This is a genomic window from Clostridium sp. 'White wine YQ', assembly GCF_028728205.1.
In the GTDB taxonomy this organism is placed as follows: domain Bacteria; phylum Bacillota; class Clostridia; order Clostridiales; family Clostridiaceae; genus Clostridium_T.
The window spans coordinates 374924-400987 of the sequence record NZ_JAQYUU010000003.1 but is presented as its reverse complement, the minus strand read 5'-3'; the positions used below and the strand labels follow the sequence as shown (position 1 = coordinate 400987).

30 protein-coding genes are annotated in these 26064 nt (G+C 30.4%); 19 read left to right on the top strand and 11 right to left on the bottom strand.

Annotated features, from left to right (window positions below; all coding sequences use genetic code 11):
• Positions 1-69 precede the first annotated feature (69 nt).
• A complete protein-coding gene (locus tag PTZ02_RS14115; protein ID WP_274228444.1) occupies positions 70-687 on the bottom strand; it encodes a HutD family protein in 618 nt (205 codons plus the stop codon).
• A gap of 229 nt (positions 688-916) precedes the next feature.
• Here PTZ02_RS14115 and PTZ02_RS14110 point away from each other — a divergent pair, with 229 nt between their 5' ends.
• The 4 genes from PTZ02_RS14110 to PTZ02_RS14095 all read left to right on the top strand — a co-directional run bounded on the left by PTZ02_RS14110 (position 917) and on the right by PTZ02_RS14095 (position 3921).
• Complete coding sequence (locus tag PTZ02_RS14110; protein WP_274228443.1) at positions 917-1282, top strand: ArsR/SmtB family transcription factor; 366 nt, start codon at positions 917-919, stop codon at positions 1280-1282.
• A gap of 55 nt (positions 1283-1337) precedes the next feature.
• Entirely contained in the window at positions 1338-2207 is an 870-nt protein-coding gene (locus tag PTZ02_RS14105; protein ID WP_274228442.1) for an aldo/keto reductase, read from the top strand.
• Between the two features lie 220 nt (positions 2208-2427).
• On the top strand, positions 2428-3543 hold the full coding sequence (locus PTZ02_RS14100; RefSeq protein WP_274228441.1) for a transglutaminase domain-containing protein: 1116 nt from the start codon (positions 2428-2430) through the stop codon (positions 3541-3543).
• Between the two features lie 27 nt (positions 3544-3570).
• A complete protein-coding gene (locus tag PTZ02_RS14095; protein WP_274228440.1) occupies positions 3571-3921 on the top strand; it encodes a DUF2200 domain-containing protein in 351 nt (116 codons plus the stop codon).
• Positions 3922-3998: 77 nt separating this feature from the next.
• On the opposite strand, the gene PTZ02_RS14090 is transcribed toward PTZ02_RS14095, so the two are convergent.
• Positions 3999-4574, bottom strand: coding sequence for a TetR/AcrR family transcriptional regulator (locus tag PTZ02_RS14090; protein WP_274228439.1), 576 nt, complete (start codon positions 4572-4574; stop codon positions 3999-4001).
• Between the two features lie 143 nt (positions 4575-4717).
• Between PTZ02_RS14090 and PTZ02_RS14085 the strand changes: the two genes are divergently transcribed.
• The 3 genes from PTZ02_RS14085 (at position 4718) to hcp (ending at position 8196) form a co-directional block, all read left to right on the top strand.
• Positions 4718-5692 carry an SDR family NAD(P)-dependent oxidoreductase gene (locus PTZ02_RS14085; protein WP_274228438.1) on the top strand — a complete coding sequence of 325 codons (975 nt, stop codon included), beginning with the start codon at positions 4718-4720 and terminating at the stop codon, positions 5690-5692.
• A 299-nt stretch (positions 5693-5991) separates the two neighbouring features.
• Positions 5992-6387, top strand: a complete 396-nt coding sequence (gene mscL, locus PTZ02_RS14080; RefSeq protein ID WP_274228437.1) for a large-conductance mechanosensitive channel protein MscL — start codon at positions 5992-5994, stop codon at positions 6385-6387.
• 156 nt (positions 6388-6543) lie between these two features.
• Complete coding sequence (gene hcp, locus PTZ02_RS14075) at positions 6544-8196, top strand: hydroxylamine reductase (RefSeq protein ID WP_274228436.1); 1653 nt, start codon at positions 6544-6546, stop codon at positions 8194-8196.
• Positions 8197-8438: 242 nt separating this feature from the next.
• On the opposite strand, the gene PTZ02_RS14070 is transcribed toward hcp, so the two are convergent.
• The 5 genes from PTZ02_RS14070 to PTZ02_RS14050 all read right to left on the bottom strand — a co-directional run bounded on the left by PTZ02_RS14070 (position 8439) and on the right by PTZ02_RS14050 (position 12034).
• Complete coding sequence (locus PTZ02_RS14070) at positions 8439-9098, bottom strand: FBP domain-containing protein (protein WP_274228435.1); 660 nt, start codon at positions 9096-9098, stop codon at positions 8439-8441.
• 289 nt (positions 9099-9387) lie between these two features.
• Positions 9388-9666, bottom strand: coding sequence for a CD3324 family protein (locus PTZ02_RS14065; RefSeq protein WP_274228434.1), 279 nt, complete (start codon positions 9664-9666; stop codon positions 9388-9390).
• A gap of 292 nt (positions 9667-9958) precedes the next feature.
• On the bottom strand, positions 9959-10534 hold the full coding sequence (locus PTZ02_RS14060; protein WP_274228433.1) for a hypothetical protein: 576 nt from the start codon (positions 10532-10534) through the stop codon (positions 9959-9961).
• Positions 10535-10712: 178 nt separating this feature from the next.
• Entirely contained in the window at positions 10713-11027 is a 315-nt protein-coding gene (locus PTZ02_RS14055) for a hypothetical protein (RefSeq protein WP_274228432.1), read from the bottom strand.
• Positions 11028-11158: 131 nt separating this feature from the next.
• Entirely contained in the window at positions 11159-12034 is an 876-nt protein-coding gene (locus tag PTZ02_RS14050) for a PHP domain-containing protein (RefSeq protein WP_274228431.1), read from the bottom strand.
• 157 nt (positions 12035-12191) lie between these two features.
• On the opposite strand from PTZ02_RS14050, the gene PTZ02_RS14045 reads away from it, so the two are divergent.
• From PTZ02_RS14045 to PTZ02_RS14035, 3 genes are read left to right on the top strand one after another with little or no spacing between them, the layout of a single operon-like run.
• On the top strand, positions 12192-12629 hold the full coding sequence (locus tag PTZ02_RS14045) for a MarR family winged helix-turn-helix transcriptional regulator (RefSeq protein ID WP_274228430.1): 438 nt from the start codon (positions 12192-12194) through the stop codon (positions 12627-12629).
• Positions 12630-12652: 23 nt separating this feature from the next.
• Positions 12653-13315 (top strand): YczE/YyaS/YitT family protein, encoded by a 663-nt coding sequence (locus PTZ02_RS14040; RefSeq protein WP_274228429.1) that lies wholly within the window; start codon positions 12653-12655, stop codon positions 13313-13315.
• Between the two features lie 28 nt (positions 13316-13343).
• Entirely contained in the window at positions 13344-13847 is a 504-nt protein-coding gene (locus PTZ02_RS14035; RefSeq protein ID WP_274228428.1) for a GNAT family N-acetyltransferase, read from the top strand.
• Positions 13848-13918: 71 nt separating this feature from the next.
• Here PTZ02_RS14035 and PTZ02_RS14030 read toward each other — a convergent pair whose 3' ends face one another.
• Positions 13919-14683, bottom strand: a complete 765-nt coding sequence (locus tag PTZ02_RS14030) for a DeoR/GlpR family DNA-binding transcription regulator (RefSeq protein WP_274228427.1) — start codon at positions 14681-14683, stop codon at positions 13919-13921.
• Positions 14684-14839: 156 nt separating this feature from the next.
• Here PTZ02_RS14030 and PTZ02_RS14025 point away from each other — a divergent pair, with 156 nt between their 5' ends.
• A complete protein-coding gene (locus PTZ02_RS14025; RefSeq protein ID WP_274228426.1) occupies positions 14840-15625 on the top strand; it encodes an HAD family hydrolase in 786 nt (261 codons plus the stop codon).
• Between the two features lie 35 nt (positions 15626-15660).
• On the opposite strand, the gene PTZ02_RS14020 is transcribed toward PTZ02_RS14025, so the two are convergent.
• Entirely contained in the window at positions 15661-16662 is a 1002-nt protein-coding gene (locus tag PTZ02_RS14020) for a helix-turn-helix domain-containing protein (RefSeq protein WP_274228425.1), read from the bottom strand.
• 184 nt (positions 16663-16846) lie between these two features.
• On the opposite strand from PTZ02_RS14020, the gene PTZ02_RS14015 reads away from it, so the two are divergent.
• The 7 genes from PTZ02_RS14015 (at position 16847) to PTZ02_RS13985 (ending at position 24253) form a co-directional block, all read left to right on the top strand.
• A complete protein-coding gene (locus PTZ02_RS14015; RefSeq protein ID WP_274228424.1) occupies positions 16847-17794 on the top strand; it encodes an iron-hydroxamate ABC transporter substrate-binding protein in 948 nt (315 codons plus the stop codon).
• Positions 17784-18776, top strand: a complete 993-nt coding sequence (locus tag PTZ02_RS14010) for a FecCD family ABC transporter permease (RefSeq protein WP_274228423.1) — start codon at positions 17784-17786, stop codon at positions 18774-18776. Before PTZ02_RS14015 ends, PTZ02_RS14010 begins: the two co-directional genes overlap by 11 nt.
• A 1-nt stretch (position 18777) precedes the next feature.
• Positions 18778-19785: a FecCD family ABC transporter permease gene (locus PTZ02_RS14005; protein WP_274228422.1), complete on the top strand. Its 1008-nt coding sequence runs from the start codon at positions 18778-18780 to the stop codon at positions 19783-19785.
• Positions 19786-20586 carry an ABC transporter ATP-binding protein gene (locus tag PTZ02_RS14000; protein WP_274228421.1) on the top strand — a complete coding sequence of 267 codons (801 nt, stop codon included), beginning with the start codon at positions 19786-19788 and terminating at the stop codon, positions 20584-20586.
• A complete protein-coding gene (locus PTZ02_RS13995) occupies positions 20576-21799 on the top strand; it encodes an MFS transporter (RefSeq protein ID WP_274228420.1) in 1224 nt (407 codons plus the stop codon). The genes PTZ02_RS14000 and PTZ02_RS13995 overlap by 11 nt, the downstream gene beginning before the upstream one ends.
• 194 nt (positions 21800-21993) lie before the next feature.
• A complete protein-coding gene (locus PTZ02_RS13990) occupies positions 21994-23913 on the top strand; it encodes an OPT family oligopeptide transporter (RefSeq protein WP_274228419.1) in 1920 nt (639 codons plus the stop codon).
• Positions 23903-24253, top strand: coding sequence for a PqqD family protein (locus PTZ02_RS13985; protein ID WP_274228418.1), 351 nt, complete (start codon positions 23903-23905; stop codon positions 24251-24253). The genes PTZ02_RS13990 and PTZ02_RS13985 overlap by 11 nt, the downstream gene beginning before the upstream one ends.
• 56 nt (positions 24254-24309) lie before the next feature.
• Here PTZ02_RS13985 and PTZ02_RS13980 read toward each other — a convergent pair whose 3' ends face one another.
• A complete protein-coding gene (locus tag PTZ02_RS13980) occupies positions 24310-24519 on the bottom strand; it encodes a hypothetical protein (RefSeq protein ID WP_274228417.1) in 210 nt (69 codons plus the stop codon).
• A gap of 200 nt (positions 24520-24719) precedes the next feature.
• On the opposite strand from PTZ02_RS13980, the gene PTZ02_RS13975 reads away from it, so the two are divergent.
• A complete protein-coding gene (locus PTZ02_RS13975; protein WP_274228416.1) occupies positions 24720-25328 on the top strand; it encodes a hypothetical protein in 609 nt (202 codons plus the stop codon).
• Positions 25329-25392: 64 nt separating this feature from the next.
• On the opposite strand, the gene PTZ02_RS13970 is transcribed toward PTZ02_RS13975, so the two are convergent.
• On the bottom strand, positions 25393-25962 hold the full coding sequence (locus tag PTZ02_RS13970) for a PadR family transcriptional regulator (RefSeq protein ID WP_274228415.1): 570 nt from the start codon (positions 25960-25962) through the stop codon (positions 25393-25395).
• Between the last annotated feature and the right edge of the window lie 102 nt (positions 25963-26064).

Genomic DNA, 26064 nt, shown 5'->3' with positions numbered 1-26064 from the left:
ATAGTTACGGTGAACCGTACCATAAGTAAATGAGGTTTTTAGTGTCAGATAAATAGTAATTTAGATAAACTAATTACGACAAATTATGCTGACTATAATATCTGTAATTTCAGAAGTATTGTTATAAAGCATAAATTCATGAGCAGAGTCTGAATGTACACAATTAATTATAATTAAATCATTTTTAGAAGTTTCAAATCCTTTATCATTAATAGTAGTATTAAAACCTCCACGCACAGTGTAAAAACAAATTGAAACTAAATCTTTATTTAATAAGGGTTTATAATCGAATTTAAGCTGTTTGCTAGGATTAATATTCAGATGAAGTAATTCACCACTATAATTTTCTCTTGTCATTAAATTAAAAACAGAAGCTTTACCATAAGTTTTAGTTACCCAATCACCCATAAAGTCGTCTTGATCAAAGGGTTTAAGTAATTTCTTATACCTATTTTCGTGGTCGAGGGTTATCCTTCCTTCTATAACCATGAATTTACGTGACACTTTTGGTAAACTACTAAAAGTAGATTCTGGTATATCAATTTTGGCAACTCCCAGCCTCCATAAAAAATTTTTACTGGCATAATCAGAATTTAATGGATATGTTGTCAATTCTGTAGCCATTCCTCCAGACCAAAAGGTTGGTTTATAATTTTCTTCTTTTAATAACTCTACCTTATATTTCATGTCTTAATTGCTCCTAACTTAGTGTATCTCTTATGCTTATTATATTAAATAAAAAATTATTTTGAAATATACAATTAAAAAATGTATTTCAAAAGCAAATTAATCTATATAATAAGATATTCGTCTCGATTTACTTTCCCAATGTTGATAAGGTAATTATAAATTGCTATCATGGATTAAAACATTAAACCATATATTATTTGATATCTTTCATAAAGGAGTCGTATCAATGAATGAATTAGAAAACTTAAAGCAGCTAGAAAATGAATTTAAAGAATGTAGACCTGTATTAACTGCTATTGGGGATGAGACAAGACAATTAATCATTTTGAGTTTGGCTAAAGGAACATATCCAGGAATGAGAGTCGGAGAAATAACTAAAAGAACAAATTTATCACGCCCGGCTGTTTCACATCATTTGAAGATATTGAAAGAAGCAAAAATTGTGAACATGGTAAAACAAGGTACGATGAATTTTTATCATATAAATAATCCGGAAAAAAGTGGATTGGCTTTGATGAAATTGTTGTTTTCCCATCTTGAAGAATTTATGTATGATTGCTGGAAAGAAAATTTAGATGAAACAGAAATATAAATGATAATCTTCACTAGGTATGTTTATATTAATTTGTTTTGAAAGGAGTAAATAAATGAATTTAGCTAATAAGGAAATAGAAGCAGTTAATGGTGTGAAGATTCCTCAAGTAGGTTTTGGGGTATATAAATTAACTAAAAGAGAAGATTTTGAAACTGCGGTTGGAGAAGCTATTAGAATTGGTTATCGGCATTTTGATACAGCAAAAATCTATGGAAATGAAAAAGATTTAGGAATAGAAATTCAAAAAAGTAAGATACCTAGAGAGGAGTTTTTTATTGCTTCTAAGGTTTGGAATACGGAACTTGGTTATAAAGCTACTAAAAAGGCATTCGAAAAAACTTGTAAAAATCTAAATATAGAATATATTGATATGTATTTAATTCATTTTGCAGCTCCTGGTTATATAGAAGCATGGAGAGCAATGGAGGAGTTATATCTAGAAGGAAAAATCAAGGTTATTGGAGTTGCAAACTTTGAAATTCAGCACCTTGAAGAATTAATGAAACATTCCAAGGTTAAACCAATGATTAATCAGATTGAGACTCATCCAGAGTTCCAACAAGATGAATTACATAATTATTTAACTAATCATAAAATATTACATGAAGCTTGGGCATCTTTAGGACAAGGCAATAGAGATTTATTGAAAAACACAGTATTGAATGAGATTGCAAGGAATCATAAAAGAACTGTGGCTCAAGTTATTCTACGCTGGCATATACAAAGGGGAATTATTATTATTCCAAAGTCATCAAATCCAAAGAGAATTAAAGAAAATATTCAGCTATTTGACTTTGAATTGTCCAGTGAAGAAATGGAAAGAATAAGTCAACTGAACACAGGAAAAAGGTATTCCCATAGTCCTACAGGTTATATGGTTAATCCCCTTTATAATAAACTTATGAAAATGTTTATTAAATAAGGAAACTAAATAAGTAACCCAATTAGGGTTTGTCCAATTACCTTCTGGTGTAGCAATATTAGGGTACTTACCACTAACCCCAACAGCACCAAAAGTAGAAGTCATTACAACAAGTTTTACACCTATATTTCCAGTATTAAGAAGTAATTATTTTGACTTAGTTAATTACAGCAGAGTATAATTAATCTCAAAAACAGAGAATTTTTAATTAGGAGTTATTATGATTAAGAAAAAACTTTTTGCAGTGAGGCTAGTAATACTTATATGTATTTCTATTATATTAGCAGGGATATACGGCATTAAAAATAATAATAACATTATTAAAGATTATAAGACTTATTATAATGCTGTTAAGGAAGCTATCTATAATTATAATGATACTCTAGTTATTGATGTACAAAATTATGATAAAAATATATATAGCTCAGATGTTGTTAAAAAGGTGTTAGTTGATAATCCACAATTACTAGATAATGAAATGGCATATACTTTGAAAATACAAAGTATTCCCTTTATAACTAAAATGACCTTTAAGTTTAGTTATGGTGAAAGTAAGGAAACCCTACAAAATAAAGAAAAGGCAGTACAAAATAAAGTTAAAGATATTATAAGTAAAGTAATAAAGCCTGATATGAAAGATTATGAAAAGGAAGTAGCTCTCCATGATTATATTGTGAATAACTCCAAGTATGATGAAAGGATTGATTCAGGAAACATGCCGAAAGAATCCTATTCTTCTTATGGAGTATTAATAAATGGAGTAGGAGTATGTCAAAGTTATGCCGTAGCTATGGACAGGCTTTTAAAGGCTAGCGGAATTGAGACAAAGTTAGCACTTGGAGATGCTTATGACGGAAAGAATTGGATTAGCCATGCATGGAATGTCGTCAAGATAGGAGGACAATACTATAATTTGGATACCACCTGGGATGATCCAATTACTGATGATGGTTCTAATATTATTAGATATTCTTATTTTAACGTTACAGATGAACAAATAGAAAAAAATCATAGGTGGAATAAAGTTGATTTCCCAAAATGTAATAGTACAGAGTATAGTGTCAATAACCTACATTTAGTTGAAAAAGACTCAAAAGGAAATGTAATAATAATAACAAAGAACTATGATGAGTTTTATGAATCTGTGAAAAAAGGACTTTCTAGTGGTAAAGCATCTGCGTCTTTTAAAATTTTAAGTTTTGATAATAATCAACAAAATATTGAAAATGCAATAGTAAGAGCGTATAAAAGTGCAGGAAAATATGGAGAATTTACTTATTTATATTTTAAAGATGACATAATGAATTGCGGATATGTAACAGTTAATTTTAAATAAAAAGTATTATGCAAGGGAGAATATATCATGAATAAACATCGTATCTATACAATGAGTGTAGCAAGTGTCTATCCCCTTTATGTTAAAAAGGCTGAGAAAAAAGGACGTACGAAAACAGAAGTTGATGAAATCATTCGCTGGTTGACAGGATATAGCCAGGAAGAATTAGAAGCACAACTAGAAAAACAGACAGATTTTGAAACTTTCTTTGTGGAGGCACCAAAGCCTAATCCCTTACGAACTTTGATTAAAGGGGTTGTTTGCGGTGTCCGAGTGGAGGATATTGAAGAACCAACCATGCAGGAAATTCGCTATTTAGATAAGCTAATTGATGAGTTAGCAAAGGGAAAAGCGATGGATAAGATTTTAAGAAAATAATGATTAAAAATGAAGAAACACTGATTCTATATGTAAAATACAAAAGAATCAGTGTTTTTTGTATAGTGATTAGCAACTTAAACAAAAATCAAGTCTACAAATGAATCAATTAAACTAGTTGGATCATCTAATCCTTTTTCAGGTTCTAGGTGTCCAGTAGAATTAAGTTCAACAAGACCCAGTATAAATGAAGAAACCATTGCTGTTAATTGTTTCGGTGATTTACTAACAGTGTATCTTTGCTCATGAGGTTTTTCTAAACACTGATAGAACATTCCAAATACTTCAATGGCTGCAATGTGTAGGTTATCATATTGTTCTTTATCCCATTGTTTGAGGAACATCAATTTATAATGCTCCTTATTATTTATTCCAAAATCATAAAAAGTATATAAAACTTCATAAACAAGTTTTCTAGGATCCTTTATTTCTCCAATCAATTTACAAATGCGACTTTTTAGTGTTTCAAAATCTTCAGTCACAATAGCTGCAAGTAAATCGTCTTTATTTTTGAAATATACATAAACTGCACTTCTAGACAAATTCGTTTCCTTTCCAAGGTCACGCATACTAACTGAATCAACACCATTTGTATCAATCATTTGTCTTGTAACATCAATCAGCTTTTGTTTTGTATCATTACTGCTCTTCATAGTACTCCTCTTCTACAAATATATTTATAATTAATTTTAAAACACTGTATTGACACTGTCAACGTGGCGGACTATAATAAATTTAAGTTGACAGTGTCAATGAGAAATACATTAGGCTTTATTTTTAGAAAAGGAGTGTAATTATGTTAGCTGAAATGAATTCAAATAAAAAAACTATTATTATAACTGGTGGAAACTCAGGATTAGGTTTTGCATGTGCTAGAAACATTGCTAAGGCTAATAAAAACTATCATGTTATACTTGCTTGCCGTAATGCAGATAAGGCAAGGGAAGCAGTAAGTGCACTAATTAAAGAAACAAGCAATAACAACATAACTTCTTTGGAACTTGACCTTTCATCCTTAGAGGCTGTAAGAAATTTTGTAAGTAATTTTTCAAATTCAGAATATCCGCCACTATATGCTTTAGTCTGCAATGCAGGATTAATTATGGTTGATAAAACGTATTATACTAAAGATGGGTTTGAAAGTACCTTTGGTACTAATCATCTTGGACATTTTCTACTAGCTAATATGCTGCTAGAAAAGATTTCCGACGATGGTAGAATAGTTTTCGTTAGCAGTGGAACTCATGACCCAGCACAAAAGACAATAGTAGCTACACCTGTATATGAAAATGCTAGATTATTAGCCTATCCTAAGGAAATGAGTCAAGATGAAAATATGCTTACTGTTGGCCAACGTCGATACTCTAATTCAAAATTGTGTAATATATACTGTACTTACGAGTTAGCTGAAAGAATTAAAGAACAAACTAATAAAAATATTACAGTAAATGCTTTTAATCCTGGGCAGATGCCAGGCACAGGGTTTTCACGTACATTCCCTCCTTTCATGAGATTTTTAAGTAAACATATTCTTCCTGCGCTTGCTTTATTCCATTCAAATATTAAAAGTGCTGATATATCAGGTAAAGATTTAGCATCACTTATAATTAATACTGAACTTAAAGAAACTACTGGTAAGTATTTTGATGGTACAAGGGTAATAAAATCTTCGGAGCTTTCTTATAACAAAGAAAATAGGAAAGATTTATGGAGGACAAGTATTGAATTGACAAAATTAAAGAAAACTGAAACCATATTAAACTTAGATTAAGAATATAACAGATTAATCAATATTATTAATATAAATCAAGGACATACCATGATGAGTTATGTCCTTGATTTACTTATAACTTCAAAGTGAAAAATACTATGTAAGGCTCAAGATAATGATATTCCCACAAAAAGTTAGTCACATATTTTTAACAATAAATAGGAAAAGTTGAAAACATAAATAGCTATATTTTTACAAAATATGCTATAATTAAAGAAATATGATGCTTTTAGCTTAAGTAAGTAGTAACTTATTGTACAAGCTATTAAATAATAAATTTTTTTAGAGGGGGTTTTAATATGCTAAAGGAATTTAAAGAATTTGCAGTGAAAGGCAATGTAGTAGATTTGGCTGTTGGTGTTGTTATTGGTGGTGCTTTTGGTAAGATAGTTACTTCTATGGTAAACGATATAATTATGCCATTAGTTGGTGCATTAACAGGCGGAGTTAACTTTACATATTTAAAAATTGTCTTTAAAGAAGCTCATGGCGATATACCTGAAGTAGCTCTTAATTATGGAAATTTTATTCAAAATGTTATTGATTTCTTAATTATTTCATTTTCAATTTTCTTGTTTATAAAATTAATAAATAAATTAAAAAGAGAGAAGAAAGTTGAAGTTGTTGAAACAGAACCAAAGCCATCCGATGAAGTATTATTACTTAGGGAAATTAGGGACTTATTAAAGAAATAAAAAAGAGTATATTTTATTTAAGATATTAGAATAGCTACGACTGAATTTTTCAGAAAACATAGATACATAATAAAAAGTTATAATTAGAGTCAAGTAGGGGGTATTAATGTAGGTAACACTACTTTAATTTTAAATTTATTATGAGGAGGAATGTATATGGAAAATGCAATGTTTTGTTATCAGTGTGAACAAACTGCTGGGGGAAAGGGCTGTACTAAGGGAGGTGTTTGTGGAAAAACACCAGAGATTGCAAACTTACAGGACTTATTGATATATCAATTAAAGGGCATTTCTTGTTATGCAAAGCCTTTAATTGAAGAAGGAAAAGTTATTGATAAAGAAATAGTTAAGTTTGTAGAGAATGGGTTATTTACAACATTAACAAATGTAAATTTTGATCCTGAAGTTCATGTAAGGCTGCTAAAGGAATCGCAAAAAATAAAAGAAGAGCTAAGAGAGCAAGCGCCAGAAGGAAAGTATCCAGATGCAGCTACATATAATCTAAGTGATACCAAAGAAGAAATGCTAAAGGATTCAGTAAAAGCAGGTATTATGTATAATCAGAATCTTAATGAAGATATTCGCTCCCTTAGATCTACTATATTATATGGATTAAAAGGGGTAAGTGCTTATGGACATCAAGCAAGATTTATCGGATATAATAATGAACAAGTAGATAATATTTATTTCTTAGGTCTTGAAGCTACCACAAATGATAATTTAACTCTTGAGGATATGATAAGTATGACTATGAGAGTTGGAGATATGAGTGTGCAAGTGATGCAAACCTTAGATAAAGCTAATACTACTAAATACAAAGATCCATCACCACACGAAGTAAATGTTAACATTAAAAAAGGTCCATTTATTATAGTATCTGGTCATGACTTAAGAGATTTACAAATGTTATTAGAGCAAACAGAAGGTAAAGGAATTAACATTTATACTCATGGAGAAATGCTACCAGCTCATGGATATCCAGAATTAAAAAAATATGAACATTTAGTAGGCAACTTTGGTTCTGCTTGGCAAAATCAACAAAAGGAATTTGATGGAATACCAGGCTGTATTTTGATGACTACTAATTGTTTAATGAGACCAAAAGAAACATATAAAGACAGGATATTTACAACAAGCGTTGTAGGTTGGGACGGCGTAAAATATATTGGAATTTCTGAAGATGGAACTAAAGATTTTAGTGAGATAATAAATAAGTCATTAGAACTAGGGGGATTTAAAGAAGCGGAAGAAGAGAAAGAAATATTAGTGGGATTTGGACATAACGCAACATTATCCCATGCAGAAACTATAATTAATGCAGTTAAGGAAGGAAAAATAAGACACTTCTTCTTGATAGGTGGTTGTGATGGAGCAAAACCAGGTAGAAATTATTATACAGATTTTGCTAAAATGGTTCCAGAGGATTGTGTAATTCTTACCTTAGCATGTGGTAAGTACAGATTCAATAAATTGGATTTTGGAACAGTAGCTGGATTACCTAGATTATTAGATGTAGGACAATGTAATGATGCTTATTCTGCAGTTAGAATAGCTACAGCACTAGCCGATGCGTTTGAAACAGATGTGAATTCATTACCATTAACAATTGTGCTTTCTTGGTATGAACAAAAAGCTGTTGCTGACTTATTAGCATTGTTGTCACTTGGAATAAAAGGAATGTATTTAGGACCAAGTCTGCCAGCATTTTTATCTCCGAATGTATTACAATATCTAGTTGATACGTTTAATATAACACCAATAGGTACACCGGAAGAAGATTTAAAGAATTCACTAGGACAAGCTAACTAAAGTTAATATTTTATTTTGGAATGAGGCACTAATCTTTGATTGGTGCTTTTTCTATAGGCTATCATGGTTTATATTAATAACAAGTAATTTAATCTTAATATAGGACTATATTTTTTAAAAAATCCGTATTAAAGGAATAAGGTCTAAAGCTTATAAAGTATGCTTTAGACCAGGAAATCTCAATTAAATTAATTTCTTTAAATTTTCATATGTAGAGTTGGTTTTAATAATGTAAGTAACTATCATTTTATATTGTTAACATTCTTTAAGATTTCTTCAAGCTTTTCGGTTGATACAATTCTTTCATTACACTCTTTACTATCTAAACATAAATCAAAGCCGATTGATCTATAAGCACCTTCTGCAGTACTAGTTGTTTTACAAATAGGTGAAACGAAAGCTACTTCATTTTCCTTACCCACACGATTGCAGAGAACACACCTATGAGAGTTATTTGCATCAGGATTTGAAATCCTACATGCCATACCAATAAGATTACCATTAATGTTATAGGCTACAAATAACTTTCTAATTGAGTTATCAATCCATCCTAAATATACTTTCTTAGAGACTTGTTCATCTTGAGTTGGTAGTTTAAACTTCTTTTCTTTTTTAAACAATCTACTAAGTTGTGCATTTGTGATATCAGGTAATCCATAAACATATTCATTAAGTTCTTCTATATAGCTATCAAAGTGATGTATTTTAGTTAGTTTACTAATATCAAGTAACTCTTTTTCTCCCTCGGATAAGTTTTCGAATACATTTAATATCTTATCTTGTGTATATGCCTTTGAAGCTTCAATAATATCCTTATCTACGCATCCTATAAAAGCATTTTTTAAGTCAAGTAAAAGCTTTCTTATATAATTAAATTCATGTTTTTTTATAAAAGTATTCATAAATCTAGCACCTCTATTCTAATTATTGCTATTCTCATTGTTAACGTAAGTAAAAATGATTTTACTACCAAGTTCATTATTCAATTAATCTACAAAATAAAAGATGATCACTATTACTCCAATTGAAAGTAACAATAATCATCCTAATCTAAAACACACGATATATTCATAAACATTTTCTATTGAATCTTGTTTTAAATTATAAGTTATAACTTTCATTGGATCTCCACAATGAAATCATAACATGAGTTAAAACAAGCCTTCAATCTAATAAATAGTTCTGTATTGATTATGAGCATATATGTTTCTCTTGTCTTATTATTCTTCTTATACTTTTCTCTGACAGGTAATACTCTTGAGTGAGTTCATTGATAGTAGCCCCACCAACATACTTTTTATAAATCTCGTTATTTCTTACCTTAAGATCATTCTTTATTCCACTCTTTTCTCCCCAAGATTTATGATTTTCATCTTTTCTGGGTACATAAAGATATTTTCCATCTACATATTTTTGTATTATTTCAATAATTTCCATTGGTAACACATCTTGTGCCTTTGCATATTTCATTTCCTTACTCCTCCACTTTTATTAAAGTATTAAAGCAAAGAATACAAAAGAGCTATGTGTTACAGAACCTAAAACATGTACGCATTTCAGCTAATTTAACAGCTTAGGCTCCAAACAAAGCATAGCTGACTTTGTAGTCCCTGCAAGGAGCAAACTGATTTAAAGCTGAATGTATCACTGACCTTCATAAAAAAACACCCCCTAATACATTACGATTATGCTTATTATATCATGTTTAATATAAAGTTATAATGGAAAAAAGGTGAATAAGACTTTATATGAAGTGTAGTATTTAGCAAAGAACAATGATTTTATATGGAGTAGTTTGAGCAGGGATGCTCATGGTTGTAGGTCCATAAACAACAATTAAATTTCTATTTCCTGGGTATCTATTAAAAGTTTGGTCATTTGTTAGAATTATCTCAGTAGTTGGAGCAATATTTAGCTTTAAGTTTCCCCCACTGCTTATAAGCTGATCATTAAAATAGTCTACAGTAACATTTTGAAAATCTGTGTTTTTGGCAACGACAATTGCAGGATATTGTGGAGGATAAATAAGAAGGGCTGGTGCGTTTACATCATAAAATCCTGTTACCTCATCACCTACCTCAACAATCTCATGATTTACGAAGTAGGTTCCTGGGGATATGGTGAAATTTACTGGACCTCGGTCTATGTTCTCTAGTGACATTAATTTATAACAACCTGCTGATGCATCATTTGGACTTGGATAAAAATCTTCAATCCTTGTAACGGTACCGCTAAAGGCAACAAAGTGTTGAGTCGTTTTTCTCCATCCTACATCGAAGGAAGGGTAAGTAGCTTGATTCAAGTGACAAGGATAAAATGGGAATTGATTATTATACATATAAAACTCCTTTATATTGATACAGTTATATGCCTCATAATTAATAGTATATTAGCCACTCTTACTAGTGTTACTCAGGAGAATTTTAAAAACTTACGTTATTTATGTAAATTAAAAAGCAAAGAAATCAAAAAAGCAATTTGGATTAAATAAACCAAATTGCTTTTTAAAATTAAAACTATTTTGCTATCCAATCAATAACAGCTTGGTTTTGGCAAGCGCATGATTCAGCATCTGTTTTTGTTACGAATAATATATCTCCTGCATTTGCCACAGCTTTAAGCTCTTCTAATATTTCTTGAGCAGATAAAGTACTTTTAACAAGGAAAGCTTCAGGCATAAAATGAGCCCAAGCACCAACGGATTTTATTTTTGCAATTATATTATCTTCACTAGACTCAATATGCTCATGTTCATGATCGTGCTCGTGATCATGGTCATGACCACATCCACAAGTATCACTTAAAAAATATGTAATCATATATGTTGACATAAAATTATCTCCTTTCAAAACAAAACTTCCAATATAGATTGTTTATTTATATATAAATTATACATTAATATTTAAATAAGTAAATGAGAGTTTTTATCAACACTCATTACATAAAATATAGATATAAAAAGTTATAACACATTACTTGGAAGCCATGGCTTTAATATATCATAAGGGATTTTTGTATCAGCTATGCTTTCTCCCATCTTAACATTAGGTTTAAGTTTCCCATGATAATCACTTCCACCAGATGAATATATATTATGTTCATTACAATAATTAAGTAGATACTTTGTTCTTTCAATTGAATGAAGAGAATGGTAGCATTCTATGCCATCAAGAGCATTTAAGGACACTATAGAATTTAAGAATTCAGTATGATCTTCTACAAAATATCCATATAGGTGGGCAAGGAATGATTTTCCCCCTGCTTTTTTTATGAGAGTAGCAGCTTCCTGTACTGTCATATAATCTTTCATTTGGTCCAGAAAAAATGGACTTTCTGGATTATTCACGCAAGTTCTATAAAACGCATTAAGGTTTCCCCATATATCCTTATCAAAAAGTTTCTCATTTTCAGGATATTTTCTTATATCTGCATGAAGCATCTGAGTTGCAAAATATTTTCCGTTGATTGATAAATCCTCACTATATTTAATATTAAGGTTTCGGCATATCTCTTTCATTTTATTTAGATAGGAATTTTCTCTATCGTAAAATTTTTCATCAGAAACAATTCCAGTTGAATTTATTACTTCAAAATCTATACCATACCCTAATATCTCAATTGGTTTTCCATTATGTACAGCAGAAAACTCACATCCAGGAATAAGCTTACCATCATAGTAGTCATGAATATTAACATCATTCAATTTTTTATAGGCACCAATTGAATCGTGATCTGTAATAGATATATATTTTAGTCCTAATTGCTGCGCTTTAATAAGAATATCTTTAGGTTCATCTGAACCGTCTGATGTAGTAGTGTGTATATGTAAATCTATCATAGTTATACAGCTCCTTGTTTACGATTATATATTATATATTTTATCTAATTTTATGTGTTTAAAGCAATAATAAAGAAACTAGTTGAGCTTTCATTTAATCTAAGATATATTATTAGTTGAACTTTCAATCAATAATTAGTCACTGAGAGGAATAATAATGAAAGAATTAGATTGTAAGGTATTACGATTTACAGGAACATTATATAGGGCGATAAACTCAAAAGCTGATTTTGAATATAAGAAGTATGACTTGCAAAAAGGGCAATATATGTTTTTGACTAGGGTTTGTGAAAATCCAGGAATTAATTTTGTGGAATTATCAAACATGCTAAAAGTTGATAAAGCAACAACAACAAAAGCAGTTAAAAAGCTAATAGATATTGGCTATATGAATAAGCAACAAGGGCAGAGTGATAAGAGAGAATATAAATTAACTCCTACTAAAAAAGGGTTAGAAGTATATAATTTTATACTTGGAGAAGAAAGGAAACAGTTAGAAATATCCTTTAAGGGTTTTAGTAAGGACGAAAAGCAGTTAGCAACTGAATTAATAAGAAGAATGAGTGAAAATATAGAAGAATATTGGGCTAAATAAAAACTAAGGATGATGGGGGCAAAATGAAAAAAATAGCAAGTATGATAATAAGAATGATATTAGGATTTTTATTCTGTGCATTAGGAACTGTAATGGCACTAAATTCTAAATTGGGATTAAGTCCATGGGATGTATTTCATCAAGGCTTAACAAATATAATAGGAATAACTATTGGGCAAGCTAGTATTTTGGTTGGAGTAGTTGTAGTAGTAATTGCTAGCATATTAGGAATTAAGGTAGGACTTGGAACAATAGCCAATATGATAATCATTGGATGTTTTATAGATTTAATAATATATGCTAAACTAATCCCTGTTTGTAATAATTTAATTGCAGGAATATTAATGATGTTAGGAAGTTTAATTGTAAATGCAATAGGTAGTTATTTATATATAGGCTGTGGCATGGGGTGTGGTCCTAGAGATGGACTTATGATTGCACTAGTAAAGATTACTGGTAAGCCAATAAGCTTAATCAGATTTTGTATAGAGATGGGAGCCTTAAGCATAGGTTGGTTATTAGGAGGATTTGTTGGAGTTGGGTCCTTTATTACTGCTTTTGCAGTGGGGTATTGTGTTCAAATAGTTTATAGAATATTTAATTTTGATGTAAAGTCATTAAGCCATAGAAACATAAAACAAGGAGTTATATATATTAATCAGTGTTTAGTAAATCAAAACAATTAAACTTTATTTAGATTGGGGGCTTATAGTAATGGAATTTAGGAAAACAATTAAAGCAGATATGGAAGAAATAATGAATATAATTAGTCAGGCTCAAGCCTACTTTAAAGAACAAGGGATAGATCAATGGCAGAATAATTATCCGAATGTAGAAACAATAAATAATGATATTATAAATGAGCACAGCTATGTATTATTAAAAGATAATAATATTGTAGCAACAGCAGCAATTTCTTTTGATGGTGAAAAAACTTATGACGCTATATATGAAGGGCAGTGGATTAGTAATAACGAATTTGCAGTTATTCATAGGATAGCAGTTCATGGGGATTATAAAGGACTAGGGTTATCCTCTGAGATTATAAAAAATGTAGAAAAGCTTTGTTTAGATAAAGGTGTTTATAGCATAAAAGTAGATACACATGAAGAAAACATATCTATGCAGAAGCTGCTTAAGAAAAATAGTTTTAAGTATTGCGGAATAATTTATTTAGAAGATGGAAATAAAAGAATAGCTTTTGAGAAAAGACTATGATAATAGAAACAACAAAAAACCTACAAGGATTTAGAATAATTAAATCTATGTAGGTTTTATTATGTATACTTTTATATTAAGTTAATGTCGTACTGTTTAAGTAAAGTCATTATAGAATCATTTGGCTCTGATTCTGTAATGATACTATGAAAATCAGATATATTTGAGAAGGTATATATTCCATCTAAATTGAATCTTTCATTTGGTGCTAGTAGAAATAATTCTTTAGATATTTTCATAATTACTTTCTTTGTGCCAGCATCCTCAGATTCACCAGTACTAATACTTCCATCTCTTAAATCTATTCCGCTACAACCTATAAAGGCTTTGTTACAACGGTAAAGTTTTATTTGTTCATTAGAGTGTGATCCTATATTACCACCTACAAGGGGATCGTAGTCACCTCCTATAAAAATAACATGTGTTTTAGAATCTAATTTTATCATTGATGAGATCTCAACCATATTAGTAATTAATGTAATACTTTTATTATTTTGTGTAATAAGTTTTGCAAGAAAATAGGATATACTTGATGCATCTAGAAAAATCGTATCTCCTTCTTTTAATAGCTCATATGCCTTTTGAGCAATTACTTCTTTTAAATCTGTATTCTTTTCAACTCGTTTAAAGAAGCTTTCACCAGTAACTATAGTTCTTTTTATGTTAATAGCACCACCATAAGTACGTTGAAGTAAGTTATTTTTCTCTAAAACTTGGAGATCTTTTCGAATCATACTTTCACTTACTCCAAACAGAGTACTTAAATCTTTTACTAATACCTTTCCATCTCTTTCTAATAAATCTAAGATGTGTTTATGTCTTTCTACAATAAACATAATTTCCTCCAATTTGTTCTCATTTGTTTCTATTTTAACAATTTTAATATGATAATGCAATTAAGTTAATTGACAAATAGGAATAATTAAAATAAAATGATAGTAAATAGTAGTAAGTAACAACAAATGAGAACGGATTATTAGGGAGATGGAAGAATGAAAAAGGCAGTGTTTTTTGATATTGATGGAACTCTAATTGATTGTTTAAATGGATTAACTGATATTACTCCTAGGGTAAAAAAGGCTATACGTAAGCTTCAGGAAAAAGGAGATTATGTTTTTCTAGCAACAGGTAGACCATATGCATTTTTAAATGAAGCATTACGAAATTTTGGATTTGATGGTTTTGTACTTACAAATGGTGCGTATGTAAAGCTTGGGGATAGGTGTATCCATAAGGAAGCAATTAAAAAAGAAATCATAAAGGAACTAGTTGATAACTTTGAAGAACTTAATATTGAATATATATTGCAGGGTGAAAAATATTCCTATATTAAGGATACACATAAAAAGCTGCACTCATTTTATGATTCATATAAAATATCTAAAAAATATTTAGAAGGAAATTATGTTCTTGATGAAGTGGACACATATAAAATTGAAATGCTATGCAAGGATCAAAAAAGTATAGATTATTGCTTAACATTGGACAAACATAACTTTGATTATATGCATAACCTAGAAGAAGGTTCTTTTGAATTATATTCTAAGACTAATTCAAAAGCATCAGGAATTCTAAAAGTATTAGAGTATTTAAATATTCCGATAGAAAATAGTTATGCCTTTGGTGATGGGAAAAATGATATAGAAATGTTATCAACAGTTGGATGTGGAATAGCGATGGGAAATGCAGATGACCATGTAAAAAGTTATGCAAAAAAAATTACTGATACAGTACAAAATGATGGAGTAGCATTAGAAATAGAAGAATTTATTTTATAGCGAATTGATAAATAACCATTAATTATTATTAATGGTTATTTTGTTTTTCTAAATTTTAAAGGGGTCTTTCCATAAGTTTTTTTAAACATCTTAGAAAAGTTTGCAGAGTAATTGTAGCCCACCTTATTAGCTATATTTTCAATGCTTAAATCTGTTGTGGATAGAAGATTTGCTGCAATTGTCATTCTAATATGATTTGTATAGTCCCCAATGGACATATGATACTGTTTTGAAAATCCTGCCTTTAGTTTTTGCTCATTTAAATACACAATCTTGCTTAAGGTTTCTATACTAGGAGGATTGCTGTAGTTTTCTGATAAAATATCATGAGCTTTTTGAATAGCTCTAATATCGGAAGAAGTTAATTTTATTACTCTATCATTACCAATATAAATATTTCCATAGTTAATTTGATTAGTAAAAGCATTTTCGGAAGACTTGGTAATCTCATTATTTAAAATCGCAATGCACTCCAAGATTTTAGACTCTAAGTAAATGGCATTTAAAGAATTTTCATTAATCAAGCTCTGTAGCTGATGAATAATTTTTACCATTTCCATAGGAAGATAAGTGTAAGTATAGTTTGTAATAAAGGCTTGTAGATCCATTATATTAGGAAAATTAGGTTTAATTATATCTGTAAAATATTTTTCACGTATAGTTATTTCAATTCCGTGATAATGTTGTCCTTTTTTCCAGTTTTGATGACCTTTTAAATTTTTTTCAACAACGAAGAAATAGGAAGGGGTAAAAGAAGAAATTGGGTTATTCTCAAGTTTAAATTCTGTAATCCCTTTATAAACAAGCCCAAAGCGCATTAAAAGCTCAGGATTGTCAAAAGACAAAGAGAAATTCTCAGGTATAGTATAGTCTGCAATCCCTAAATCATAATAACCTTCCCTTGAATAACTAATGAAATAACCAAGTTCAGGTCTTTTTTTATTTGTATGTAAAGTATAATTTTCATCTTCAAAACTACTAAAGTCTAACTTTTTCAAGACAACAGATTTAAACTCTTCACTGGACTTTACGACCATAAAAACACCTCCCTCTGTAGAATAATAAAATTATATTAAATAATGGTTGGATACACAAGAAAATAATCATATTAGATGTAAAAATAATTAAATATGGTGCAACCATTGAAATGAGAATGAATATCATGTACACTTACAATAGTTGAGAATCAATATCATATAAGATATAAAAAGGAGATATAAAATGAGAAAAACTTCAATACTAAAAACACTTTTATTAGGTTGTATGACAGCTATGTTATTCGTTGGTTGTTCAAATACAAGTTCATCCACTGTAAAAGAGGAAGCAAAGACAGTTAAAGTGACTGATGTTAAAGGAGAGGTAGAAATACCTGCGAAACCTGAAAGAATAGTAGATTTAAGTGGTAATAGTGATATTTTATCAATTTTGGGATATAAGGTAGTAGGAACTGCAAACAGTGATGCCTATGATTATAAAAAATTCCCTACATATCTAGAAGATACATTAAAAGGTGCAACAATAGTAGGATATAGCATGCAAGACACTATGGATGTTGAGGCGATAATGAATTTAAAACCAGACTTAATTATAATTTCAACAGTACAAGAAAAAATGTATGATCAATTAAAAGAAATAGCACCAACAGTTATGGTTAAATTAGAAGCATTAAACTGGAAAGAAGATGTTAAAGCTTTCGCTAAAGTTTTCAATAAAGAAGATGCAGCAAATACATGGTTAGAAAACTATGATAAGAAAGCCAAAGAAGCAGGAGAAAAAGTTAAAGAAGCTCAAGGAAAAGATACATCTTATTTATCATTCTTAGCAAGTGGTGGTCAATTCTATGTATTTGATGGAGCTGGATTCGGAAGTGTTTTATATGAGGATATGAAGCTAAAGAAGCCAGAAGGTATGCCAGAACAAAAGGATATAAGCCTACCAGTTGTAACCTATGAAGGATTAGCAAAAATAAAAGCAGATCATATATTTGTTTTAGCAACTGCTGATGACTTAAAAACTCTTGAAGGAAATGCAATATGGAATAGCTTGCCTGCAGTAAAAGAAGGTAAGATAACTAAATTAACTGCATCACCTTACTTTAATCAAGGCTATAGTCCGATTGGAAGAGAAAAACTTTTAAATGAAATTGTGGAGAAGTTGAATGCAAAATAGTAATAAAAATACAATAACTTTTATGGTTTGTAGTATTTTTGTTCTAATAATTGGGTTGTTCCTAGCTATAAGTCTAGGAGCTACCCATATTGGTATTTCTGAAATATGGCACAGTATTTTTAACTATAGTGAAAAGCTGGAGCTGGTGTTAATTAGAGATGTTCGTATACCTAGAGCGCTCTGTGTACTTTTAACAGGGGGGATTTTAGGAGTAACGGGAGCGGTGATTCAAGGAGTTACGAGGAATCCAATAGCAGAACCTTCACTTCTTGGTGTAAGTCAGGGAGCAACTTTAGTTGTTGCTATCTTTTATGCTATTGGAATTTCAATAAATACTACAAATGTTATGATAGCTTCATTAATTGGAGCTGTTTTTAGTGGAATAATAGTAATAGGGTTTATGTCACGGAAGGCAAATAATAGTTCAATTACAAAAATATTGTTAGCAGGAACTGCTATGAGTACTTTCTTTATTTCACTTACAACTGTGGCTGGTCTTTTATCTAATAAGTCTCAGTTTATTGCATTCTGGGTGGCTGGTGGCTTTAGGAGTGCAACATGGGAAGACTTTATTTTAGTTTCAGTAGTTGGGATAGTAGGTTTAATAATAGCAATTTTGCTTTCAAAGAAAATAAATGTACTAAGTTTAGGGGATGATGTCGCAATAAGCTTAGGGGAAAATCCTGAAAGAATAAGACTTATAACTTTACTAATTATGATACCAATGTGTGCTGCAGCAGTAGCAGTAGGTAAAAACATTGGTTTTGTTGGTCTTATAATTCCTCAAATTGTTAGGAAAGTATTAGGAGAAGATTATAGAAAAATAATACCTGCATCTTTTTTACTAGGAGCAGTACTTCTAACTTATTCTGATATTGCTGCAAGAATGATAAATAATCCTTATGAAACTCCAATAGGAATATTTACAGCATTAATAGGTGTTCCATTCTTTGTAGCTGTAGCAAGAAAGGAGAAAGGCTAATATGAAGAAAAGAAGTTTAAAAATAACTATATTAGTATTATTAAGTCTGGTTCTATTAGCTTTTATCTTTTATTTAGGTTGGGGTAGCTATAAAATTGGACCTTCTGATATTATAAAAACTTTACTAGGTCAAGGGACAAAGCTTCAAAAGACAGCTCTAATAAATATTAGACTTCCTAGAATGCTTGTTGGAATTTCAGTTGGCGTAGCATTTGCAACAGCAGGAGCTTTACTTCAGACCATAACTAAAAATGAATTAGCAGATTCCTCAATTATCGGTATTAATGCAGGTGCAGCAGTGGTAGCTGTTATTTTCATCTCATTAAAAACTGTAGATTATTATAGTGAACTTGGTACCTTATCTGTTTATGTACTTCCTTTTATGGCTATTTTAGGCGCAGGGGTTACAGCAATAGCAATTTATTTCTTATCTGGACGAAGTAGAATTAGACCAAGAAGGTTGCTGCTTATAGGGCTTGGAATAAATGCAGGATTAAATGCTTTTATCACCTTCTTTACTTTTAAGGGTGGAGTTGGTGATTACAATAGAGTATTGATATGGATATCTGGAAGCCTTTGGGGTTCTGGGTGGAGCTATGTAAAGATAATAATGCCCTTGGTATTATTAATGTTTAGTCTAGTAGTATTAAATTATAAGAAATTAGATGTTCTTAATTTATCTGATGAGCATGGGGTTTCTCTTGGACTAAACTTAAATAAGGAAAGAAAGAAGTTTTTAACTTATGCAGTTATACTTGCAGGTGGAGCTACTGCCTTTGCTGGGAATGTAGGATTTATAGGGTTAATATGTCCACATATTGCTAGAAAATTAGTTGGACCATATCATAAAAACTTTTTGATTGTATCTGCCCTTATAAGTATAATAATAATTTTATTTGCAGATGCAGTTTCAAGAAACTTATTTTCTCCTATTGAAATACCAGTAGGGATTACAATCTCAATACTCGGAGTACCGTATTTTATTTATTTGATGATGAAGGAGAACTAGATGGAAGCTATAAATGTAAAGAATTTATCTGTAGCCTATGAAGATAATTTAATAATAGATAACATGAACCTTTCAATTCCAAAAGGAGAAATAAGTATTATCATAGGCTCCAATGGATGTGGTAAGTCAACTCTTTTAAAGACTATAGCAAGAGTAATAAAGCCTAAAAGTGGCGATATTTTTATAAATGATAAGAATATAAAAAATCAGAAAGAAAAACATATAGCAACGCAAGTTGCCTTTTTACCTCAAGGACCAGTCTGTCCAAATGGAATTACGGTTAAGGAATTGGTTACATATGGAAGATTCCCACATCAAAAAATGATAGGTGGCCTTAATAGTCATGATAAAGAAATAGTAGAATGGGCTATTGAGGAAACTGGGCTTAAGGATTTTGCGGATAGACAAGTAGAAAATTTATCTGGTGGGCAAAGACAAAGAGCATGGATTGCCATGACATTAGCACAAGAAACAGACATAATTATGTTAGATGAGCCAACAACTTATTTAGATATGTCATATCAATTAGAAGTGCTTGAAGTATTAGAAAGGCTAAATAAAAAGAAGAATATTACAGTTGTTATAGTACTTCATGAATTAAATAATGCTTGCAGATTTGCGAGTAATATTATTGGACTTAAGAAAGGTAATATTATTTGTGAGGGTATTCCTAAGGAAGTTATAACTAGAGAAAGCTTAAAAGAAATCTATGGAATAGATGTTAAGTTACAATTAAGTGAGGATGGAAATTATCCTATTTGTGTAGACTATGAACTTATAAGAGGACAAAATGAAAAATAAAAACTTTATTATAGTAGTTACTGGGCAGATAATTTCTTTGTTTGGAAATGCTATTCAAAGATTTTGTATGTCCTTATATATTTTAAATTTAACAGGAAGTGCCGCAATTTTCTCAGGGATATTAGCAATATCAACAATTCCATATATATTATTTGCACCGATTGCAGGATTATTAGCAGATACAGTAAATAGGAAAAAAATAATGGTACGTCTTGACTTATTTAGTGCAGTTTTAATGAGTATATATTCAGTAATATTAATAAGTGGGAAAGATAACACAGTAATAGTAGCTGTGGTAATGTTTATGTTATCAATTATCTATACTTTATACAGTCCTGCCGTTACAGCTTGTATTCCTCAAATCGTAGAAAAGGAACAGTTAACCTCAGCTAATGGGATAATTCAACAGGTGGGGTATGTAGTTAATTTAGCTGGACCGATAGTTGCAGGATTATTATATGGTTTTATTGGAATGAAATTTGTGGTAATATTAAACGCTGCTAGCTTCTTAATAGCTGCGATTATAGAACTGTTTTTAGATATTCCGAATTTAGAGAAAATAGAGAAGTTTAAGAATCCTCTTTTTGAATCTATTAAGGAAATGAAAAAAAGTTTTATATATTTAAAAGAAAGAAAGAAAGTTGTACTAGGAATTATACTTTCTTATGCGCTTACTAATATTTTTGTAGTACCAGTTTTAAGCGTTGTGTCTCCATATTTTATTAATGTAAAATTAAACATGCCTTCAAGTATCTATGGATATGTAGAAGCAATATTTGTTCTAGGGATGATAATAGGAGGTATGCTAATAACCTTCAGGCCTAAATTGTTTAAAATGAAGAAGATACATAAAACAATGTATCCAATGATAATAGCTATGGTGTCTATGGGAATTGCAGCAGGATTAAATACAGATAATAAACTAATAACTCTAGGCCTTTATTCCTTAGGAGGGCTTGGAATAATGTTATCATTATCTTTATCAAATATTATTTCGTTAACTTATATCCAGCAAGAGGTAAAAGAAGAGATGCTAGGAAAAGTCAGTGCTTTTTCTACTGCAGTTGCAACTGCAAGCGTTGCACCTGGACAAATAATATATGGCCAATTAATAGATATTAAGCTAAGTATTTCAAATATATTTATATTAACACTCATATTTAGTATTGGAGTGGTAAATTATATAAGATGTAACACTAATAAGGCAGAATAACATATCCGCATACTTTATCTCAGTTTATTGATAAAATGGCATAAAATGTATTCAAAAATAAAGTTTTTTTAAATATTTTGATTAAAATATTAAAAAAAGCATAAATATTCGTGTAATAAATGGTTGAAAAAGATAGTATTATATAAAAATCATGATATAATTATGGTTGTGAAATTTTAAAGGAGGTACATCTTATGAGTAATAAGTTATCAAAAGATGCATACGGTGGTGTAGCTGGTAAGAACTATGTTCCTTATGTTTCTAGCGGATCAAAATCTGGTGGAAACGTTGTAGTATTAATAATCGGTATTATTTTAGCTGCTTTATTTGCAGCATCAACAGCTTATTCAGGTATGAAATCAGGACTTACTGTTGCCGCTGGTATACCAGGGTCTATAATTGGTTCCGGATTTATAGCTGCGTTCGCTAAGAAAAAAGGCATACTTGCAAAGAACTTAGTGCAAGGTATGGCAAGTGGAGGAGAATCTGTTGCAAGTGGTGTAATATTCGTATTACCTGCAGTTCTTTTAATAGGTTCTAAGGTTACTTTCATAGAAGGCTTTGGCGTTGGAGCAGCTGGAGTTTTATTCGGACTTGGAATCGCTTCCCTTGTTTACAATTATTTAATAGTTGAAGAACATGGTAAATTAATGTATCCAGAATCAATGGCTATATCTGAAACACTAGTTGCTTCAGAAGGCGCTGGAGAATCAATGAAGTTCATGGGAATTGGTTTTGGAATAGGTGGTATTATAACTGTTATAACTAGTGCATTTTTGAATCTAGTAAATAACGTTATAAGCTATGTAAATGAAACTTTCTACAAGTGGAAACTTGAAGTTGAAGTTAACCCAATGTTATTAGGTATTGGATTCATAGTTGGAATGGAAGTTGCTGTAACAATGTTTGCAGGATCGATATTATCTAACTTTGGTATTATGCCTTTAATAGGTTACTTTGCAGGACTTGGAAAAGATGGAGCAACTGTATGGAATAACTCAGATGTTGCTATAAATGCTATGCAAGTTAAGCATATAGCAGGTAGCTATGTTAAATATATCGGAGCAGGTATGATGCTTTCTGGTGGTTTAATAGGAGCTATAAAGCTTATACCAACTATAATATCATCTATAAAAGAAACTCTTAATGCTAAATCTTCAAATAATGGCAAGAGCTCTTCTTTTGCAATAGTAGTATTACTTGCTGGTATAGTATTAGGTTTTGTAGCTGGATTCATAGCTTCTAATGGTAATGTAACAATGGCAATACTTGCAGCTATATTATCATTATTCTTATCCCTATTATTTGTTATAGTTTCTGGTCGTTTAACAGGTACTATAGGAACTTCAAATCTTCCTGTATCAGGTATGACTATAGCTTCTATAGTTATTGTTACATCATTATTTGTTGCAATGGGATGGAAAAATCCAGATAGTAATAAATCATTACTTTTATTTGGTACATTTATTGTAACTGCTATTTCTGTAGCAGGTGGTTACTCTCAATCACAAAAGGTTACTTTTGTAGTTGGTGGTGACAAAAATGAAATGGATAAGTACTTTGCAATAGCTGGAGTACTTGGTGTTGCAGTAGTTGTTGGTACTATATTATTACTTTCAAACCAACTTAAAATGACAGGTGATAATGTTCCATTTGCATTACCTCAAGCAAACTTAATGTCAACATTAACTGCTGGTATAATGTCTGGTAAGTTACCTTGGGTTATGATAATAGTTGGTGCTGTAATGGGAATTGTTTTATTCTTATTAAACCTTCCAATAATGGCAGTTGCAATAGGATTCTACTTACCAATATCTACAACTACTATAATATTAATCGGAGCATTAGTTCGTTTATTTGTAGAAAAAACTTCTAAGTCTGATAAAGAAAAAGAAGCTAAAGTTTCTAATGGTATTAGTTTATCATCAGGACTTGTTGCTGGAGCATCTATATTAGGACTTATAGGTATAATATTCCAAGTAACAGGACTTGTAACTGGAAATGGTCCAACTGGCTTCGCTGCTACTAATGGAATGGCATATGTAATACTAGTTGTTCTAGTAATAGCAACTATAATACCTATATTAAGAAGCAAGGTAAAAGATGCTGAATAATAATGAAGATGTTTTAAATATAATATATAAGATATCTGACAACTTAGAATATGAGGTAGATGAAGAAAATATTGTGACTGTACTTATGAAGCAAGATCATAAAGTCCAAAGGTTCTTTAGAAAACTTAAATTCAGGATTCCAGAGTATAAAAAAATCTCTTTAGATGAATATGGAAGTTGGATATTCTTACAGATAGATGGCAATAAAAATGTAAAAGATATAGGAGAAAGTCTAGAAGCAAAGTATGGTGATAAAGTTCATCCGCTTTATGAAAGACTACTATTGTTCTTAAATCATATAGAAGTTAATTGCCACTATATAGAAAAAGTAAATTACTAATACAAAAGAGCATTTTCCTATGTTAGGAAAATGCTCTTTTCATTAGTAATATTATTTTATGTAGCACTATTTATTTTTTTTATTGCCCATTCAACAGCTTCCCTACTGCTTCCGAATTCCTCATTTGTGCTGCTCACATATAAGTATCCCTCTTTATTATCTACAGCTTCAATGAACATTTCTTTTGTTCCAACAGTGATGCTTATCTCACCATTTGCCTCAAGAGTATCTATTAGCTTATCAGCCATTATCTTGTCTTTTTCCATTTGGTAACTCCTTTCCATAGTTATAAAGTTATAATTCTATAAAGCCTATAATTTATAACTTCTTTTTAATATTATGTGTAAGAAAATAAAGCTTAACCTAAAAAAGTTGGAGCTTTAAAACATTAGGGACATTTCACATATTGGATTAAAAGTATTATAATGGTAGCAGTATATAGGATATAAAAATAAGGAGAGTAACTATGAAAGCTAAGACTAATAAAAAATCAATTGCAATAATGGCCCTAGTTTTATCATTGCTTTTTGTTGGATGTTCAAAGATCGTTAATAAACCAGATGCAAATTCTAACGAGAGCAGTAAGAATAGTACTAGTACAACTTCAGAAGATTCTAATACAAGTAAAAATACAACAGAGAATAATAATAAATCAAAGGAGACATCTACACAAAAGGCACCAGTATCTTCTCAAGAAATACAAGATATAACTAAAAAGGTTAAAGATTATATTAATGGTGATCAAGGAAATAAGCCAGAATATCAAAAAATGCACTGGAGCAAGACTTTTTTAAATAAGGCTGATTTTGGAACTTTGTATAAGAGCTATTTAAATAATGGAGGCAAGAAGGGTGATGTAGAAAGTTTTGCAGCATATATAACATTAAATGCACCTATTCAAAGTGATTGGCAAGAGATGTTTAAAAAAGATTTATATGATACCTATGGAGAAAAAGTCGTTAGAATAGAGAAGTTACAAGGTGATGGTGACGTTTATCAAGCGTATATCATGAAAGATGGAAAAGAAGTGCCGTATGTTGCAGTGTATGCAAGGACTGGATACTTTCACGGATAAATATTAAATAAGAAGGAAAATGTAGTTACTTATTAGTGTACATTTTCCTTCTTATTTATCGTATTTATAAATCATACTCAAAAATATTTATTTCACTACTATTTTCATATAGTTTACGCACCCAGGTGCACCAGTGAAGGCCGTTTTCTGCATCTGAGATGGCCTTCTTAAGAGAGATATATCTTCCAAACCCTGTGGTGTTTGTAGTTAATAACTTACCACTGTAAAATTCTCTCAGATGTTCAATCCGTTCTGTGCAGTATTTGATTCTGCTTCTATACATATTCTCTCTTTCAGTAATAAGTTTATTGATTCCAGATGAATCTAAAACATGCATACAATATACCTTGAAGAAAAACTCATCTTTAGTAACTGGCGCATCAGTAGGAGATTTGAGCCATAGTTTTACAGCATTAAGTCCTTTTTCTGTAAGTGAATATATTTTTTTATCTGGCTTATCTGATTGTCTAATCAATGAAAAGGTTACGTAACCTTCTTGCTCAAGTTTCCCAAGCAGGGGATAGATTCTACTGTGAGTAGTGTGCCAGAAAATATTAGCACGGTTAGTTAAATCATATCCTGAAAGAGATTCGTTGACTAATAAGCCTAAAAGGCCATATGATAAGGTATTCATAAGATAATCCTCCTTTATATACACATTGACATATCAGTAAAAAATTAATATTATATATTATTATATGTACAAATTGACATATAGGCAATAGGTGTTTTTATT

Coding starts and splice junctions, on each gene's coding strand:
- PTZ02_RS14110 (WP_274228443.1), top strand. CDS start 917: ATGAATGAATTAGAAAACTTAAAGCAGCTAGAAAATGAATTTAAAGAA.
- PTZ02_RS14115 (WP_274228444.1), bottom strand. CDS start 687: ATGAAATATAAGGTAGAGTTATTAAAAGAAGAAAATTATAAACCAACC.
- PTZ02_RS13995 (WP_274228420.1), top strand. CDS start 20,576: ATGAAAAATAAAAACTTTATTATAGTAGTTACTGGGCAGATAATTTCT.
- PTZ02_RS13990 (WP_274228419.1), top strand. CDS start 21,994: ATGAGTAATAAGTTATCAAAAGATGCATACGGTGGTGTAGCTGGTAAG.
- PTZ02_RS14065 (WP_274228434.1), bottom strand. CDS start 9,666: ATGAAATATGCAAAGGCACAAGATGTGTTACCAATGGAAATTATTGAA.
- PTZ02_RS14015 (WP_274228424.1), top strand. CDS start 16,847: ATGAGAAAAACTTCAATACTAAAAACACTTTTATTAGGTTGTATGACA.
- hcp (WP_274228436.1), top strand. CDS start 6,544: ATGGAAAATGCAATGTTTTGTTATCAGTGTGAACAAACTGCTGGGGGA.
- PTZ02_RS13970 (WP_274228415.1), bottom strand. CDS start 25,962: ATGAATACCTTATCATATGGCCTTTTAGGCTTATTAGTCAACGAATCT.
- PTZ02_RS13975 (WP_274228416.1), top strand. CDS start 24,720: ATGAAAGCTAAGACTAATAAAAAATCAATTGCAATAATGGCCCTAGTT.
- PTZ02_RS14030 (WP_274228427.1), bottom strand. CDS start 14,683: ATGTTTATTGTAGAAAGACATAAACACATCTTAGATTTATTAGAAAGA.
- PTZ02_RS13985 (WP_274228418.1), top strand. CDS start 23,903: ATGCTGAATAATAATGAAGATGTTTTAAATATAATATATAAGATATCT.
- PTZ02_RS14095 (WP_274228440.1), top strand. CDS start 3,571: ATGAATAAACATCGTATCTATACAATGAGTGTAGCAAGTGTCTATCCC.
- PTZ02_RS13980 (WP_274228417.1), bottom strand. CDS start 24,519: ATGGAAAAAGACAAGATAATGGCTGATAAGCTAATAGATACTCTTGAG.
- PTZ02_RS14045 (WP_274228430.1), top strand. CDS start 12,192: ATGAAAGAATTAGATTGTAAGGTATTACGATTTACAGGAACATTATAT.
- PTZ02_RS14070 (WP_274228435.1), bottom strand. CDS start 9,098: ATGAATACTTTTATAAAAAAACATGAATTTAATTATATAAGAAAGCTT.
- PTZ02_RS14055 (WP_274228432.1), bottom strand. CDS start 11,027: ATGTCAACATATATGATTACATATTTTTTAAGTGATACTTGTGGATGT.
- PTZ02_RS14085 (WP_274228438.1), top strand. CDS start 4,718: ATGTTAGCTGAAATGAATTCAAATAAAAAAACTATTATTATAACTGGT.
- PTZ02_RS14100 (WP_274228441.1), top strand. CDS start 2,428: ATGATTAAGAAAAAACTTTTTGCAGTGAGGCTAGTAATACTTATATGT.
- PTZ02_RS14020 (WP_274228425.1), bottom strand. CDS start 16,662: ATGGTCGTAAAGTCCAGTGAAGAGTTTAAATCTGTTGTCTTGAAAAAG.
- mscL (WP_274228437.1), top strand. CDS start 5,992: ATGCTAAAGGAATTTAAAGAATTTGCAGTGAAAGGCAATGTAGTAGAT.
- PTZ02_RS14000 (WP_274228421.1), top strand. CDS start 19,786: ATGGAAGCTATAAATGTAAAGAATTTATCTGTAGCCTATGAAGATAAT.
- PTZ02_RS14060 (WP_274228433.1), bottom strand. CDS start 10,534: ATGTATAATAATCAATTCCCATTTTATCCTTGTCACTTGAATCAAGCT.
- PTZ02_RS14040 (WP_274228429.1), top strand. CDS start 12,653: ATGAAAAAAATAGCAAGTATGATAATAAGAATGATATTAGGATTTTTA.
- PTZ02_RS14005 (WP_274228422.1), top strand. CDS start 18,778: ATGAAGAAAAGAAGTTTAAAAATAACTATATTAGTATTATTAAGTCTG.
- PTZ02_RS14010 (WP_274228423.1), top strand. CDS start 17,784: ATGCAAAATAGTAATAAAAATACAATAACTTTTATGGTTTGTAGTATT.
- PTZ02_RS14090 (WP_274228439.1), bottom strand. CDS start 4,574: ATGAAGAGCAGTAATGATACAAAACAAAAGCTGATTGATGTTACAAGA.
- PTZ02_RS14105 (WP_274228442.1), top strand. CDS start 1,338: ATGAATTTAGCTAATAAGGAAATAGAAGCAGTTAATGGTGTGAAGATT.
- PTZ02_RS14035 (WP_274228428.1), top strand. CDS start 13,344: ATGGAATTTAGGAAAACAATTAAAGCAGATATGGAAGAAATAATGAAT.
- PTZ02_RS14025 (WP_274228426.1), top strand. CDS start 14,840: ATGAAAAAGGCAGTGTTTTTTGATATTGATGGAACTCTAATTGATTGT.
- PTZ02_RS14050 (WP_274228431.1), bottom strand. CDS start 12,034: ATGATAGATTTACATATACACACTACTACATCAGACGGTTCAGATGAA.